The organism is Paraburkholderia lacunae, assembly GCF_003353175.1.
Lineage (GTDB): Bacteria > Pseudomonadota > Gammaproteobacteria > Burkholderiales > Burkholderiaceae > Paraburkholderia > Paraburkholderia lacunae.
The window spans coordinates 71,035-86,877 of sequence record NZ_QHKS01000008.1 but is presented as its reverse complement, the minus strand read 5'-3'; the positions used below and the strand labels follow the sequence as shown (position 1 = coordinate 86,877).

Here is a 15,843-nt window from a genome sequence, read left to right as displayed (position 1 = left end):
CGTCGTCAGGAAGAAGCTGTCTCGGCGGACAGCTTCGCATCGGTCCATTTTCCGGAGCGCCTACATAGACCCGAGCAGGTAACGTCGCAGGTGGCTAGAGCGTGTTTCGGCTGATTCCAACGTCGCGAGCGTGCTGAGACAACCAAAGTTTGACATTGACATGACACGGGACTCGCTCGCTCCTTCGGTCGTCTATTGTGCAACTGTTGTCGAATAACCTGCTTTTAAGCAGGTGCGCGATACCATTCAATTGGTATCGTGGGCATCCTCTCGCTTGAGCGCGGTTCCGGCGGCTCGCTTGCGTTCATTGTGAGTCCGGCGAGCCCCAAACCCAGGAGGGGCAGTGCAACGCAAGAGCGCGGCAGATAGTCCTAAACTGATGCCATGCCCTCCGCCCCTGACCGGACACCGCCACCGCTGTCCCGCTACCGAAAAAAACGTGATTTTCACGTCACACCTGAACCCGCGCCATCGGCAGGTGACTCGTCAACTGACGAGCAGGGCCGGGTCTTTGTTGTGCAAAAACATTGGTCCGGCCGGCTGCACTATGACTTTCGGCTCGAACTCGACGGAGTCTTGCTGTCGTGGGCCGTTCCAAAGGGACCAAGCTACGACCCCAAGGAAAAAAGATTAGCGATTCACGTGGAGGACCATCCGCTCGATTATGCGAGCTTTGAAGGCACTATCCCGCCCAAGCAGTACGGCGCCGGTACTGTTCTCGTGTGGGACCGTGGAACCTGGGACCCGGTCGGCGACCCGCGCGAGGGAATGAAGGCCGGCAAACTCGTTTTTCGACTCCACGGCGAAAAGCTCGCCGGCATGTGGGAACTCGTGCGCATTGCAAATCTGGAGGACAGGCAGGACCAGTGGATGCTCTTTAAGAAGCGTGACGCGTGGGCGCAACCGCTTGCACACTACGATGTAATCAAGGCGCTCCCTGACAGCGTCATGAAGAAACCCTTGGGACCCGTGGAGGAGCGCGAACCCAAAACCTCCCAACTGTCGCGGGGCGCTGATTCGAAAATCGACCTCACGTACGCCACGGCGGCCCCCATCCCGGAGCACATCAAGCCGCAACTCGCCACTTTGGCAACATCCCTGCCGACAGGGGGCGACTGGATAGTCGAGACCAAGTTTGACGGCTACCGAATACTCGCGCGTTTCGACAAGGGGTGCGTGCGACTTTTCACCAGTGGGGGACATGACTGGACGAAAAAACTGAAGAATCTCGTTGCGGAGGTCGAAAAACTCGACCTCGCGAGTGCGTGGCTCGATGGCGAAATCGTTGTGCTCAGGGACGGAATCCCTGACTTCAACGCATTGCAGAGTGCTATCGATGGAAGTCTCGGCGAAAGCATCGTCTACTTTGTGTTCGACGTGATTTACCTGGACGGGCAGGACCTGCGCAAGGTGCCGTTGTGGTCCCGGCGCGCGCGGCTTGCGCAGCTCATCGAAGATGCGGGCGAGCGAATACGCTATAGCGAGGATTTTGACGCACCGCCGGCGGAGCTATTCAAAGCAGCCGGAGAATTGGGGCTTGAAGGTCTCGTGTTCAAACGACGCGACGCGCTGTACGTTTCCGGAAGAACGCAGACATGGTTCAAGGCCAAATGCAGGTTGCGCCAGGAGTTCGTGATATGCGGCTTTACGAGTCGCGGTGGTGCGTCCGAGGAGGTCGGTAGCCTACTCCTGGGATACCGCGATGCAGGGCAGCTCTGCGATGCGGGCAGCGTAGGCACCGGATGGGATGCCAGGACCGCCCGGGAGCTGTGGACCCGCCTGAGTTCCCTTGAAGTACCTTCTGCGCCTTTTGAGGTCGATCCGGCCGAGCGGCGGCGGTGGTCTAGACGCGCGTCGGGCAGCGAGCATTGGGTGCAGCCGGTGCTGGTCGTGGAGGTTGCCTTCGCCGAGTGGACCCCTCACGGTCATGTGCGACAGGCTTCCTTCAAAGGGTTGCGCTTCGACAAGCCTCCTGGCGACATCACCCGCGAAGCCGCCACGACGGTAGTGTCCATGCCTGCGCCACAAATCAAGGTCACCCACCCGGACAGAGTGATTGACCCAACGACCGGCGTCACCAAGCTTGACCTGGTCCGCTATTACGAGAGTGTCGCGCAGTGGTTGCTGCCCCACTTGAAGGACCGTCCGTTGGCGATGCTGCGCGCTCCCGCCGGCATCAACCAGGAAATGTTCTTCCAGAAGCATGCGGAGACGACGAGGATGCCAGGTCTGAAGGAGCACGACCCGAATCTGTGGGCGGGGCACCGGACCTTGCTGACAGTCGACACGCTTGATGCACTCCTGTCGGCGGCACAGATGAATGTTGTCGAGTTTCACACCTGGAACTCGACGGTGCAAAGTCTCGATAGGCCCGACCGGGTCATCTTCGACCTGGACCCTGGCGAAGAACTGAAATGGGGGCAGATGCAGGAAGCAGCGCTCCTGGTGCACACGCTCCTATCCGAGCTGGGGCTCAAGGCGTGGCTCAAGACGAGCGGCGGCAAAGGGTTACACATCGCTGTGCCCCTGATGCCCAAGCAAGATTACGACGCCGTGAAGGGGTTCTCGCGCGCATTTGTCCGACATCTCGCCAAGACCATTCCCGAGCGATTTTCGGCAACACCGGGGCCTTCCCATCGCGTCGGCAAGGTATTTGTCGACTACCTGCGCAATGGAATGGGCCAGACAACTGTCGCAGCCTTTTCCGCCCGCGCTCGGCCGGGCATGGGGGTCTCGATGCCGGTGTCGTGGGACCAGCTTTCCGCCATGAAGAGTGGAGCGCAGTGGACCGTGCTGACGGCGCGCGAGTACCTGAGCTTCCAGACCCAAGACCCGTGGGCGGATTACTGGTCAACGAGGCAGTCGTTGGCATCAGCTATGAAGCGTCTACAATGATTCGACTGGTGGCCAGCGTAGGAATGCGGGACGTTCCGATTGCCAGCTGGAAACCCGACGCCCCGATGGGGGCACATGCATTGATTGGCCGGCTAGCTGAAACCGGCCTTCCGCGAGGAGAAGTCCATGCCCGCTCGTTCCATCGCCTCGTTATCCCTGTCCTTTGGGCTCGTTTCCATCCCAGTCAAGCTTTATCCTGCGACGGAAAGTGCCTCCGATGTCAAATTCAACCTGCTTGCTCCCGATGGCTCCCGCGTGAAACAGCAGTACATCTCGGAGTCGACAGGCGCGGTTGTCGAGCGCTCTTCGATGAAGAAGGGCTACGAGTTCGAGAAGGACAAATACGTCGTATTCACCGGTGACGAACTCAAGGCGCTCGAAGAAGCCGCTACTCATGTAGTCGAGATACTGGCTTTCATACCAGAGAAAGCGGTTGACCCGGTCTACTACGAGAAGGCGTACTACATTGCACCCGACAAACGAGGCGGAAAGCCGTACAGTCTGCTCCAGCAGGCGCTGGCCGAAAGCGGTCGATGCGCACTAGCCAAGTGGGCTTTCAAGGGCAAGACACGAATCGTTCAGGTGCGGCCGAACGAAGACGGGCTGGTTTTTCAACAGTTGCTTTTTGCGGACGAGGTGCGGTCACTGAAGGACTTGAACGTCGAACATGTTCAAGTGTCGGCTGCTGAACTCAAGCTGGCGTTGCAAATCATCGAGCAGGGTGCTGAGGATAGCTACGACCCGTCCGCCTACGAGGACGAAGAGAAAAAGCGCATCCTTGCGGCCATCGACAGAAAGATTGAAGGCAAGGAAGTCGTCTCGGCCGAGTCGGAAGAGGTGGCGTCAAGCGGCGAGGTTATTGACCTCATGGAGGCCTTGCGTGCCAGTCTTAAGGGGGGCGCAAAGGCGAAAGCCACGGCCGCGCCCAAGCGCGCAGAGACCGTCGCGGAAAGTGCCGCAGTGCCGAAAGTTCGGAAGCCTGCGGCTCGTGCGCCCAAGGCGTCCACCGAGACCACGGCAAAGGTCCGAGCTCGCAAGTGACGCCACCAGGCACCGCGCAAGAAATTACGCTAACCAAGCTGCAGGCAATGCTGGGCGTGTCCCGGCGCGTTGTCTCCGGTCTGATTGCCGCGGGGTTCGTGACGCCGTCGCGCGGGCCGCGCAACGAACTCCGATTCACCTTCCAGCATGTCGTTCTGCTGCGAACCGCATTGCAGCTACGCTCCGCGAAAATACCTCCGCGCAAGATTGTCCAAGCCCTCTCGCGACTGCGGGATGAGCTGCCGGACGAATTGCCACTCTCAGGTATTCGCGTCTCAGCGGTCGGAAACGAGGTCGTCGTGAAAACCGGGCCGTCGCAGTGGGACGCTGCCACGGGGCAGCTCCTGCTTGACTTTGAGGTTGCGGAAATAAAGGGAAATGTCGTTGTCCTCGACACATCACCATGGCGGAAGGATGCTGCTATCCAAGCCGAGGAATGGTACGACCTTGGCGAGCAGTTTAGGAAGTCAGATGTAAAAGGCGCGGAGCGGGCATACCGGCAAGCAATAGAGTTCTCGCCCGAACCGTTCTACGCCGCCTATGTTGACTTGGGCGCTTTACTGTGTGAGGACGAGAAGCGTTGCGAGGACGCGCTGCGTGTGTTTGACGACGCGCTATCCCATTTTCCGGAAGACGCAGTGCTGCATTTCAACCGAGCGGTCGCGCTCGAGGGGCTGGGTCGATTCGACGAAGCTGAGCGCAGCTACGAACGGTGTCTCGAACTTAATCCCGCCTACGCTGACGCACATCACAACTTGGCGATACTTCTTGAGACGCGTGGCGACAAGCAAGGCCTGGTGCGCCATCTGAGTGCTTATCGTCGGCTGACGACCTGAATGACGAGTCGTTGCCACGCACATTCTTGTGCGCCTGGCAGGCTGTTGAAAAGCGCCCCGTCATGCGAAAACCGGCAGACTTCGAAACGTACAACCCGACACCGGCAAACGGCGCGATCTTGCTCCGCCGATGAGAAAAGACCCCGTTCTGCGGGGGAACAGGGCCTGACAGCGACGGTCCAGAGCCGGAAATCGAACATAAGGTGCGTGACATAAGTGTGATTCGCTACTCGCGCTTCATCAGGTCGAGTAACCCCTGACGCGAAGCGCGAGCGCCCTCACTGCCCGGTTTTCGCCGGACTCATGGCGTCATCGGGTGGCATCGAGTGCACATTGGTTTCGTGCGGGGCCATTTTTTTCGTTGCTTTTCCCTGCATCGTATCCAGCGGACTCGTAACGGGGTCCCCGTGGTAGGTCATCCCTGCCGTTGCGGCCCCGTGGGCATTGCCCGCACCGATTCCGCCCTGTCCATTTCCTCCACCTTGTGCGAACGTCGTACTACACACAACGACTGAAATAGCAGCGGTACAACCAAGCATGAGTTTTAGCGTCGGCTTGCGCATGACATTTCTCCTTGCGAGCTCGGCAGGAATTGGGGTCGCTGCGAGCTTATATAAGCCGCTGATGACAGCCTGGTCGCGCTGCGGCAGAGCGCATCCAGCTGGCTGGGCCGGCGGATGCCGGACCTGCGTGGTATCCGCACCCACTCATGTGGTTTTGTCGTGGTTGAGTGTGGAAAATGACAGCGTCGGCACTGGGTGTGTGCTCCTGGTCTTGCTGAAGTCGCATTCGCTTACATCGCGACCACCTACCGTCACGGTCTCAACGGCGACGAAGGCATTGGATACTGCCAACGGCAACGCAGTAGTCGCAAAAATCGTCGTGCGTTTCCTCGCGGGTTTCATGAAAACGCAGCACGCGATTGCACTTCCCTGAACGCATATACGGAAGACACAGGCTATTGGATGGGACATGCTGGCGAAAACGAAGCGATATTGCGATGGCGCAACGGAAGCCCGAATGTTCTGCGGTATCGGAGCCCGTTGGGGAGGCTATGCTTGGCTTCCTGTCGGCGTTCAGTCTGTCGAACCGGGCCTGGTTAAACGGCTGCTCGCCAGCGAAAGCGGTACACTGAAGACCAGTAACAAGCTCGACGCGAGCAGATATCGGCGAATAACGTTCGGCATTGCGGTCCACCGAGAGATAAGCACGGGCGCGTTATGAGCCTTAATATTCTAATGAAACGCAACGCACACTCCGACCTACCATGGCTCAAACGAAGTAAACGGGACGCCACGGCTTCCTTAAATCGTATGAAATTTCAGCCACATTTTCGTTGCCAATTTAAGCATAGTGGTTTCCCAGTAGCAGATTGAAATCCTTCAAATGCCTGGCTATCGTTTATTGACGGATAAATAGGATTACTGCTCACTTCGTCGTGGGCCTTGCTGTGTCCGGGGGCGGTGTAGTGAACTAAGACTAAGCGGCGATTATGGACACTTGCTTCCAGCACACACTCTCGATACCCCGTCAGTAGCGCCCTGCAGCGCGCCATCTCCGGCGTACGCTTGCGCTTGTCTCTACGGCTCCCGAAGCGCAGAGGCAGCACGCCTGTGCGTTTGCTTGTCCTTTGGTCCATCGGGAGAGGCGGGTGACACGGCACGCCGTGCTAAGCCGGTTGTTACCCCGCCGAAACCATTTTCCACGCAGGAGTACTGCCGTGCGCAGAGCTCTTTTTTCCCTACTGGGTGCGCTGTCGCTTTTGATGGGGCTGGGTGCAGCGTCGAGCGCGCTGGCTACGACAATCACGCTGACTTTCGATGAGTTTCAAACGGGAACCGCTGTTACAAACCAGTACGAGAATCTTGGGGTGCTGGTTTCCGGCGCGACCGCTTTTGCTGCCGCAGCTTTAGCTGCCGCAGCTAACCCTTGGCCTGCCAACACCCCGCCGAACATCGTCTACTCGCCACTTGGCCTGATGACGTTCACCTTGAACCCCGCCATCACTGGCAACGTTCAATCTGTGTCGGCCTACCTCTCGGAGGGCGTCGGAGTCAATGTCGGCATCTACGCCTATGACGCTTCGGGTGCCCTGGTTGGGCAGGCGATTGCGCCCGCCAATGCCGTTAATACGTTGGTGTCCGTCACCTCCTCGGGCAACCCGATTGCCACGGTCCAGATTCACGACGGTAGAGGCGCCTTCTTCGGGGTCGATACCGTGACGTTCACCATTGCGGCCGATGTGATACCGGTACCGGCGGCTGGATTCAAATTGGGACCGGCCGGAGACTCCGCCTGCTTTCGCATAAGCTGCAGCAATGATTCGTCCCGGTCTGTGGTTGGCAGCATGTCTATTCGCAGCGCGCACGAGTGATTGGTGAGCGCGTCGTGAATCCTTGCGCCAGTCTGAATCCTTGCACTGCCCCAGCTCAGGTTGAAGGGTGGTCGGGCTGGCTGGCAAAAAAGAGGTACTTGACTTTCGTTTATCGTGCCGCGCAGGCTGCCTGGTGCTCAGGGGCAAAAGTAGCGCGTCTGCTGATTCCGGTGTCGATTAACGAACGGACCTTACGACCAGGACGGCTTGCGCTACTGCGACCCGATAGCGTCGAGGCGCGCCTGCGCCGTCTCATCTGGGTAGTGACGCTGATACGCGTCAAACAGGTGCGAGCAGAGTTGCGCCAGTGCCGCAAGATTTACGGCCTGGTCCGCATGTTCTACCTCTCCTGTGCTGAGCAAGTCGTCGACGACCGGAGCGAGACGGCGCAGTTGCCGGAAAGTGGCGTCGTCAAGTTTCATGTTGGAATTCCTATCTTCAGCCGATACGGCTCATGCGCACGGACCTGGCTCACCGCTTTCCCTGTGGCCGTCCTGTGTCGCCGGAGGGACCCGTTAGGCACCCGAAGGTCGCCGCCGTCTTCAATCCCGACGTTCACTGGCTCTGCACGGGACACACCCAAGTCGCCTAGTCCGCTTTCCGTGAGAATCGCAGGGTAAAGAGTTACCGCTGGTGAGCGATGTGTGCGGTCTGCTGTCGACAAGCTCGTAGGACTTTGCAGGTCGCTGGAGAATGCCGATTTGGTCGCAACTTTAATTGCATGGGCCTTGCGCACCGGCGCTCTGGCGCTTTCCGTCACTCTGCTCGCCACATGGGCAACGCCATCCGGTTCGCCATCTCGACACCCGAAGAATGCGTCGCCTACATCGAAGTACAAGGATGGCGAGGGAGAGGCGCGGCTCGGTGCTGCGTACTGTCCCACATTCAGCAAAACGCGGCCATCGATTCTTCGATGCGCCCGGAGCCGCGGTCCTGACAACGGAAGAGGGACTCAGGGTCATCTACTGGTGTTTCGCTGAGTTCGCGGAATGTCACGACAAGGCTATGCCATGAGGCGGCCCACCTTGTCTCCCTTAGGCGTACACCAGTGGTGTCGGTAATTCGCAAGACACCCGTGTCAGGGAAGAATGTGAGCGTGACGGCGATGCCGTCAATAACGCAGGTTGCAGTACATGGTTTCGTCGCCAGCACGTTTGCCTCCATTGAAATATGCAGTCAGAGCGCTGCGCAAGAAGCGGGCTGAGGCTATTGAGCAATGAGTATGCCCATTCAATCACCGCTCGCTCGTCTCGCTTGTGGCACAAGGGCTTCATTGCGTTGCACCGGCGGGACCCGGTAGGCGGAGCGTGGCAGGAATGGCGCAGTGTTGGGTCCCGGCTAACACCATGAATCATGGTTGCCGTCGCAAAGCCAACACCTGCAATTCGCCTGTGTCGCCAGGCGTGCGAAACATCGATAACCGTTCGCTGCAGCGCAAATGTGGCAGAGCCGGTCACCGCTGCACTGCGTCCAGACGCTGCATTGAATGTTCGTTGAACTCCAACGCTGGAGGCCTCCGTTGACGACGAGAACGTACCAGTGAATGCACTGACTGCGTTTAGAGTGCAATCGCCGTTTTTTCAGTTCTCGATTCCAACAAACAATTGGTTCGTCACCGATAGCCCCTCGTCAGCGGCGGTGATGAGCGAGGTCGTGTTGAGTTCAATCGTTACGTGACCCGCGTGCGGACAGAGGAAAGATGAGTTAACGTTTGTCCGGAACGGTGTGCATTGTTGGAAGGGGAAAGGTCATGGAACGAATCGGCAACATCAGAATTCTGTTCATCGCGGGCTTTGGTCCAATCGTCCGTGATGCTGAGGCAAGCCACAAGCTTTACAGGGAGAACCTCGGCATTCCCTTCAAAGAGGAAAGCGGCGGTTACCTTCATACGGAGGCGCTGGACGGCGCCAGAAGTTTTGCCCTGTGGCCACTCTCGCAGGCGGCCCAGTCGTGTTTTGGCAAAGACTCCTGGCCCGACGACATTCCTGTTCCACAAGCCTGGCTTGAGTTCGATGTTGATAGTGTCGAGCAGGCAACGGCGGAACTTGAATTGCAAGGATATCGGATGCTCGTCAAGAGCAGGAAAGAACCTTGGGGCCAGACGGTCAGTCGTTTCATCTCACCGGAAGGATTCCTGGTCGGTATCACCTTCACGCCTTCGATGCGAGCAGCAAATTAACGTCAACCGTCTGCCCGGTTGAGTGGAGTACCTCTTGACGGCGACGATGGCACCAACCCATAAGTCTCATCACCTTATTGTTCGGTCGACATGCTCATCAAAATTTTTCAACCCAAGGGCGAAGTTCGACCTCCCATGTCCAGGCGCTGCGCTGCTGACGATGAATATGGAGATACTCCTGTGCTATCGCGTCAGGGTCCAACCATTTATCGTCAGTGCTCCCATCGTCCGGTTGCGCCCAACTACTGGCGATACCACCGTCGATGACAAAGTGGGCAACGTGAATATTCCTTGGGGCGAGTTCTCGCGCCATACATTGGGCCATCCCTCGCAACGCGAATTTGCCCATCGCAAATGGCGTCGAACCAGGTAGCCCCTTCACACTCGCTGTAGCGCCGGTCAGGAGGATGGTGCCGTTGCCGCGCGCCAGCATTCGAACGGCTGCGGCCTGGGCTACGAGAAAGCCACCGACGGCGGTCACTTTAAGCGCATCCTCAAGTTTCTCTGCGTCGATGTCTTCGACCGCAGCGCGATAGCGGCCACTCGCGTTGTAGACAACGAGGTCGGGAGCGCCGAACGCTTGCTCTACCTTTTCAAAGAGTGCGTCGACCTCGTCCGCTTGACTGGCGTTGCAACTTAACGCCAGAGCGCCCGTCTCGTCGACGAGGTCCGCGAGCTTGCTGGTGTCGCGGGCAGCGAGCGCAACCTGCATACCCTCTGCTGCAAACAGCCGCGCAAGGGAGGCACTCAATCCCTTTCCCGCACCCACAATCAGGGCAGTCTCAGTTCGACTCATGCTTCCTCCGGATTCAGCGGGGACCGGCGCGGCGGCCTATGCTGTGCCGTGTGTCCCCATTCACGCTCTACACCTCGATGATTGTAGGCGGTCGTCGCAAACCGCGTTGGTGTTGGCTGATTTCTGTTATCGGAGTGTTTGAGGCGGCCACGAGGGCTCGCCTGCATTCTTGGTTCGGCCGGCGAATCGGGCTACTGCGAACTCGACATACTCACTCCGCAGGGTCGAAGAAAGTAGTGGTTCCAGCGTAAGTGACCGCTCCATTTCTGAGCAGCCAAGTTTTTTGAGGGCATTGAAATGGCGGTCCTGCAACCACCTGTCCTGACCCGCATCTCGCAAGATGATTCGGAAGGCGCGTACATCATCGTTGCCTGCAAACAGTTGCTGGAGGTATCGGTCTACGTCTAGTGTGCCGGCTTCAGCCGCTGCCGCCAGGCTGTCCATCATCCATGACAAAGTACGGGTATGAGGTCTTGTTAGCGGTTCGGCAAGCTTGATTGGTGTCAGGGTTTTGTTCGTGTGGTCCCATCCGCCGAATTCAATACATCGGCGGGGTAACCTCACTATCTTGTGATCGCGGAGAAGACGCTTCATGAGATGGCTCAACAGCTGTCATGGGCGCGGGCAATGCGCGGCTTTCGCGCAATGAAAATTGTGGTGTTCTTTTATGAGGCCGTGCGCCGCTCTGGATTTGCCGCTTCGCGATTGTCCTGTTAATCACTGCCTCAGCGGCCTATAACAGAACTGCAGCATGGTCTTCATTGGCTAGCGGATTCACGACGTCCAGTCACCAGCGCACTTATTGCGCACCGTTCTGCTCCGCCCGGTACCAGCCTCGCGTTATTGCCCACATAGCCATTTTATAAGTTCGGTATCTTGCACAGCGCGTGCCAGAAACTGGCTTTGGATTCGCTCGCCTAAACGGGACGCCGTATACGGTTGGACTATCCTGCGATATTTACCAAGGTAACTAATTGGACCCGCACGTATGGGTCGTCCGCGAGGTCGCGTCGACATTATCTGGAACGGCCGCTCTTGCCTGGTTCGAGAGAACGAACCACATTACATGGAGTACATAGATATGAAACCACTCAGATTCGCAGCAGTTAGTGTCGCCGCCCTCGCATTCGGGTACGTTCAGGCTCAGGATATGTCGCCTGCAACGCCGGCCACCAGTCCCGCTGTGTCCTCGACAGAGTCTGTTGGAGGTGCCCCTGCCACGACCAGCGAGTCAGGCATGTCAATGGGCAAAACCCGGGCCCAGGTCAGTCAGGAATATCTGCGCGCGCGCCAGTCGGGTGAACTCGACAAGATAAACCAGCAGTATGGCGGGCAATAAAGACAGGGGGTGAGAGATTCCGGGGTAGCCGACCGTTACAAGCTCGCCCGAACGCGTCAGGCGGCAAACGGTCGGCAATTGCTATCGCACGTCGCCCGCGGCTATCCGAAAGGCAAGTTCCTTGCCGTAACTTCGACGCTCAGACCTGGCAAACCGCTGACCGGAGACATCGCGTTGAAAATCAAGAGACGCATCACCTCACTCTCGACCCGGACGCAGTCCTGCTTCCCAGCATTCTTTCTTGTATGGCGCCCTGCGGGGGCCTATCTTTAAGTTGCTCTCATTCAGGAGACGGCCATGGACTGCGGGGTGGTAAGTGTGCATTTCGACAGCAGGCACCTGTTTCTCGACCTGGCTGATGGTCGGGCTGTCCAGTTTCCACTGGACCGGTTCCCTGTCCTGCGGGCAGCTACAACAGCGGAGCGCGGGCATTTTGCAATCTCTTTGGACCGCCAGCAGTTGTACTGGCCGGAACTGGACGAAGAGATGAACATCACCGCTTTGTTTCAGTCCTCGCGAGACAGCACGCAACACTAGCGGCCTTACCTGCAGAGTATCCGACGTTATCCGTCAAACACGGCGCCGCGATTTCTCCGTTCTCGACTTGCCGGTTTGTGTTTTCCGGCAGGGCGATGTCTGCATCCCACCTCGCTACCGCAACGCTCGATATTGGGCAAGCGCGACGAGCGCCGTTCAGGTTTTGTTGAAATTTCTGCCATCTCGCCCGTACTATAAGGCGACATGTGGAAACATTCTTTCGAGCACCTATCGTGGAAGCCCTTGAACTTGAACCCAGTGTTTCAACAGACGGTGTCGTTTTTGCGTTATCACTCTGTGGTCGCGACGTCGCGTGCATCGTCACGCGCGAGACACTCGAGCAGCATTTCTGGGTGCAACCCGGAGCAACCGATGCGCGCGTTCTCAAGGCCTTCTCCGAAGGTCGCAGGCGCATCGTGGCTTTGGCGGAACGTAAGGCCCGCGCTCGACCAGGCGAGCGTATCGTGCTGACCGTCGACGACTTCGACCCGAGGAAATAGCGCGTCCGGACAAGTGTCGGCGTGGTTAAGGTGGGTAGATCGAGCGGCATCGCTCCTCGCGCAACCGAAATTGTCTGCCAATTATCGGCAACCGACGAATGGACCTTTGGATTCAACCTTGCGCGCGATGCGCAGACCTGTACGGTAATTCGGCGGCAGAGCTTCCGCACCAGGACCTCACGCTTAACGCTGCCGGCGCGGTGAAAGACGCGCGAGCAGAAGAGCACTACAGCTGCGTTCGGTGACGCGGGGTGTTTGGGCGAATTCTCGCTGGGCCGCCGACGCGGCAGATTTGGATGCTGCTTAACGCCGGTCAGCATTGACGCAACGCTTGCGCAATCTCGAAAGGGCGCGAGTGCCTTCACGCTTGGATTTCACCAAATCGGAAGGACCCCACGATGGGTACGGCGCGGAGAAAATCGCCTGACGGTGATCATGCTGTTCAACGACGACAGCGCACCGGTCTATTCTGCGTTCCTCCCCTGCGGTAAAAGGGCAATTGCACTATGAGCTCCGGACGAGCGGTAGCTGGAATCGATATTGGAGGTGACCAGAAAGGAAATCATCTGGTTATCCTGCGCGGCACCCAGATTGTGTGCAAACTCAGCCAGGAGGCGCCGGAGTACATGCTCGAACAGTGCCTCCAATTTGAGGTGGCCGCGGTAGGTATTGATGCCCCCTGTCGGTGGCGGATTGGCGAGGCCGGAAGGCAAGCTGAGAAAGCGCTTGCACGGCAACGAATCTTTTCGTTTGCCACCCCGACTCGTGAACTGGCCATGGCGAGTAAAAGTGGATTCTACGGATGGATGTTCAACGGCGAGCGGGTATATGACGCATTCAGCCCACACTTTCCTGTTTTCAAAAATGGTGGAGAAATTGGGGGCCGGCTGTGCTTTGAGACGTTTCCCCACGCAATAACCTGTGCTTTCTTTGGGAAGGAATTCGCATCTGCGAAGAACAAGGGAACTCAGCGCCGGGAAATCCTCCAACGTGAGAAAATTGAAATAACGTCACTAAGGTCTATCGACGACGTTGATGCGGCGCTGTGCGCGTTGACGGCAAATTATCTTCTTGAGGGAAGAGTCGATGTGTATGGCGATGAGCCAGGGGGATACATTGTGGTCCCTCGCTTCGTGCGGTCAAAGTAGAAGAAGTCAAGTCAGACCTTTCTCGCGATTGAACTGGCACGCCTGATGCGGAATAGCCGCCGAGTGTCGCTTGAGTACGAAGGGCACAAATTTGGAGTTCGCTAACAAACGACCGCAATTTAATCGCGGTAAGGAGACCTGGATGATACGCAAGACGCTCAATGCTTCGCAGCTACAGCAGGAGGTCAACCGGCGAATCCATCGACTGCAGGAAATCGTCGAGGATGGCGTGAAGATTCGTGTGCCGCGGCCGCAGTTGCAAGAGCCTGACAAGACAGGTTGCAACTGGAACATGACTCACTTCGGCAACGCGGTCGGCTTCGAGCGCGACATCGAGGGCGTGCTCAAGGCCGTGCGTGCGGAATACAACCTCAATACCGAAGTGAAAGACACCGGCAACCCGTTTGGGGACTAACCGCGAAAGACATCGATTCGTTGTTCGTTTTTGATGGCGTGGGCACTAATGATGCGCTTACCTCGAATGGTCTACCTTGCGACGCCCCGTCGCAGAGATTCCTCGCCTTGAATTTTATTGTGCCGCGGCGCAATCAAGGCGATTTCCGACTCTGAGTAGAGCTACTGCGAATTGGCGACCATAAAAACCGATTTTTTGAAATCTATGGTCGCACTCTCAAACCATGACGTGCTGCGCGAAGTTAAACCAGCCCCGTCGCGTAATAAACCGTGATCACAAAGAACACCGCGAGTGTCTTGATGACCGTCACCGCGAAAATGTCGCGATACGACTGACGGTGCGTCAACCCCGTCACCGCCAGCAGCGTAATCACCGCGCCGTTGTGCGGCAGCGTATCCATGCCGCCGCTCGCCATCGAGACGACCCGATGCAGCACTTCCATCGGGATATGCGCGGCTTCCGCGCCCTTGATGAACACGTCGGACATCGCCGCGAGCGCGATGCTCATGCCGCCCGATGCCGAACCCGTGATGCCCGCCAGCGAGCTCACCGAGACGGCAGCGTTGACGAGCGGATTCGGGATGCTCTTCAACGCGTCGCTGACCACCAGAAAGCCCGGCAGTGCCGCGATCACACCGCCGAAACCATATTCCGACGCAGTGTTCAACGAAGCCAGCAGCGCGCCCGCCACCGCGGCCTTGGTGCCGATCGCGAAGCGATCGCTCACGCGGCCGAATGCCGTCAGCACGACGAGGATGATGCCGAGCAGCAGCGACCCTTCGACGGCCCAGATCGCCACCACGCTTTTGATCGTCGCCGTGACCGGCGCATGGACGCCCGGCAGGATGTCCGGTGCGACGGTGTACGACGCGCCGTACCAATTGGGAATCCAGCGTGTCAGCAGGAAGTTCGCCACGCCGACCAGAACCAGCGGCGCGACCGCCAGCAGCGGATGGGGCAGTTGCTCGGATTCGACGCGCTCCGGTTCGTTGACGAGTTCCGTGCCGTAGCCCTCGCCGGTCGCCATTGCCGTGCGGCGGCGCCATTCCAGATACGTCAGCCCAACCGCGATGATGAACAGCGAGCCGATCACGCCGAGCGCCGGCGCGGCCCATGAGGTCGTCTTGAAGAACGTGGTCGGGATGATGTTCTGGATCTGCGGCGTGCCCGGCAGCGAATCCATCGTGAACGAGAACGCGCCTAGCGCGATCGCGCCCGGCATCAGGCGCTTCGGAATATTGCTCTGGCGATACAGTTCGGCGGCGAACGGATACACCGCGAACACCACCACGAACAGCGACACCCCACCGTAGGTAAGCAGCGCGCACACCGCGACGATCACCGCATTGGCGCGCGAACGGCCGATATAGCGAATCGCGGCGGCCACGATCGATTCCGAGAAACCGGACAGTTCGATCACCTTGCCGAACACGGCGCCCAACAGAAATACCGGGAAGTAGAGCTTCACAAAGCCGACCATCTTCTCCATGAAGATGCCGGAGAACACCGGCGCGACGGCGGCCGGTTCGGTCAGCAGCACCGCGCCGAGAGCGGCGATCGGTGCGAACAGAATGACACTGTAGCCGCGATACGCGGCAAACATCAGAAACGCCAGTGCGGCGAGGACGATGACAAAGGACATTGCGTCTCCATGCTTGGTTGTTCTACGTGTACGCCGTCCCGACGGCGCGGCGGCCCGGCGCCGCAGATGCAGGTTCCGTGCCACACGCGCCGCGGCGGCCCGCCGATGGATCTGGCAGTCCGCCGCTCGAAACGTGGTGCG

General features: G+C 58.5%; 14 protein-coding genes. 9 read left to right on the top strand and 5 right to left on the bottom strand.

Going from position 1 to position 15,843, the window contains the following annotated elements; all coding sequences use genetic code 11:
• Positions 1-384: 384 nt before the first annotated feature.
• The 3 genes from ligD to DLM46_RS13845 all read left to right on the top strand — a co-directional run bounded on the left by ligD (position 385) and on the right by DLM46_RS13845 (position 4,772).
• The gene (ligD, locus tag DLM46_RS13855) at positions 385-2,895 is read left to right on the top strand and encodes a DNA ligase D (protein WP_115101328.1); all 2,511 of its coding nucleotides are present in this window, start codon (positions 385-387) and stop codon (positions 2,893-2,895) included.
• Between the two features lie 126 nt (positions 2,896-3,021).
• Positions 3,022-3,936: a non-homologous end joining protein Ku gene (gene ku / locus DLM46_RS13850; protein WP_115101327.1), complete on the top strand. Its 915-nt coding sequence runs from the start codon at positions 3,022-3,024 to the stop codon at positions 3,934-3,936.
• A complete protein-coding gene (locus tag DLM46_RS13845; RefSeq protein WP_425273989.1) occupies positions 3,933-4,772 on the top strand; it encodes a tetratricopeptide repeat protein in 840 nt (279 codons plus the stop codon). Before ku ends, DLM46_RS13845 begins: the two co-directional genes overlap by 4 nt.
• Positions 4,773-5,050: 278 nt before the next feature.
• Here DLM46_RS13845 and DLM46_RS13840 read toward each other — a convergent pair whose 3' ends face one another.
• Complete coding sequence (locus DLM46_RS13840; protein ID WP_115101526.1) at positions 5,051-5,335, bottom strand: hypothetical protein; 285 nt, start codon at positions 5,333-5,335, stop codon at positions 5,051-5,053.
• 1,157 nt (positions 5,336-6,492) lie between these two features.
• Between DLM46_RS13840 and DLM46_RS13830 the strand changes: the two genes are divergently transcribed.
• Positions 6,493-7,146: a hypothetical protein gene (locus tag DLM46_RS13830; RefSeq protein WP_133300334.1), complete on the top strand. Its 654-nt coding sequence runs from the start codon at positions 6,493-6,495 to the stop codon at positions 7,144-7,146.
• A 212-nt stretch (positions 7,147-7,358) separates the two neighbouring features.
• Here DLM46_RS13830 and DLM46_RS13825 read toward each other — a convergent pair whose 3' ends face one another.
• Positions 7,359-7,568 carry a hypothetical protein gene (locus DLM46_RS13825; RefSeq protein ID WP_115101323.1) on the bottom strand — a complete coding sequence of 70 codons (210 nt, stop codon included), beginning with the start codon at positions 7,566-7,568 and terminating at the stop codon, positions 7,359-7,361.
• 463 nt (positions 7,569-8,031) lie between these two features.
• Positions 8,032-8,298, bottom strand: a complete 267-nt coding sequence (locus DLM46_RS40270) for a hypothetical protein (protein ID WP_115101525.1) — start codon at positions 8,296-8,298, stop codon at positions 8,032-8,034.
• 598 nt (positions 8,299-8,896) lie between these two features.
• Between DLM46_RS40270 and DLM46_RS13815 the strand changes: the two genes are divergently transcribed.
• Positions 8,897-9,325 (top strand): VOC family protein, encoded by a 429-nt coding sequence (locus DLM46_RS13815; RefSeq protein ID WP_115101322.1) that lies wholly within the window; start codon positions 8,897-8,899, stop codon positions 9,323-9,325.
• A 97-nt stretch (positions 9,326-9,422) separates the two neighbouring features.
• Here the strand turns inward: DLM46_RS13815 and DLM46_RS13810 are convergent, their stop codons facing one another.
• Positions 9,423-10,121, bottom strand: coding sequence for an SDR family NAD(P)-dependent oxidoreductase (locus DLM46_RS13810; RefSeq protein ID WP_115101321.1), 699 nt, complete (start codon positions 10,119-10,121; stop codon positions 9,423-9,425).
• A gap of 1,636 nt (positions 10,122-11,757) precedes the next feature.
• Here DLM46_RS13810 and DLM46_RS13800 point away from each other — a divergent pair.
• From DLM46_RS13800 to DLM46_RS13780, 4 genes are all read left to right on the top strand, one after another.
• Complete coding sequence (locus tag DLM46_RS13800; protein WP_115101319.1) at positions 11,758-11,997, top strand: DUF2442 domain-containing protein; 240 nt, start codon at positions 11,758-11,760, stop codon at positions 11,995-11,997.
• 233 nt (positions 11,998-12,230) lie between these two features.
• Complete coding sequence (locus tag DLM46_RS13795; protein ID WP_115101318.1) at positions 12,231-12,497, top strand: DUF1488 family protein; 267 nt, start codon at positions 12,231-12,233, stop codon at positions 12,495-12,497.
• A 506-nt stretch (positions 12,498-13,003) separates the two neighbouring features.
• Positions 13,004-13,645 carry a DUF429 domain-containing protein gene (locus DLM46_RS13785; protein ID WP_115101317.1) on the top strand — a complete coding sequence of 214 codons (642 nt, stop codon included), beginning with the start codon at positions 13,004-13,006 and terminating at the stop codon, positions 13,643-13,645.
• Between the two features lie 142 nt (positions 13,646-13,787).
• A complete protein-coding gene (locus tag DLM46_RS13780) occupies positions 13,788-14,060 on the top strand; it encodes a hypothetical protein (protein ID WP_012432609.1) in 273 nt (90 codons plus the stop codon).
• A gap of 241 nt (positions 14,061-14,301) precedes the next feature.
• On the opposite strand, the gene DLM46_RS13775 is transcribed toward DLM46_RS13780, so the two are convergent.
• On the bottom strand, positions 14,302-15,702 hold the full coding sequence (locus DLM46_RS13775) for a GntP family permease (RefSeq protein ID WP_115101316.1): 1,401 nt from the start codon (positions 15,700-15,702) through the stop codon (positions 14,302-14,304).
• Positions 15,703-15,843: the final 141 nt, after the last annotated feature.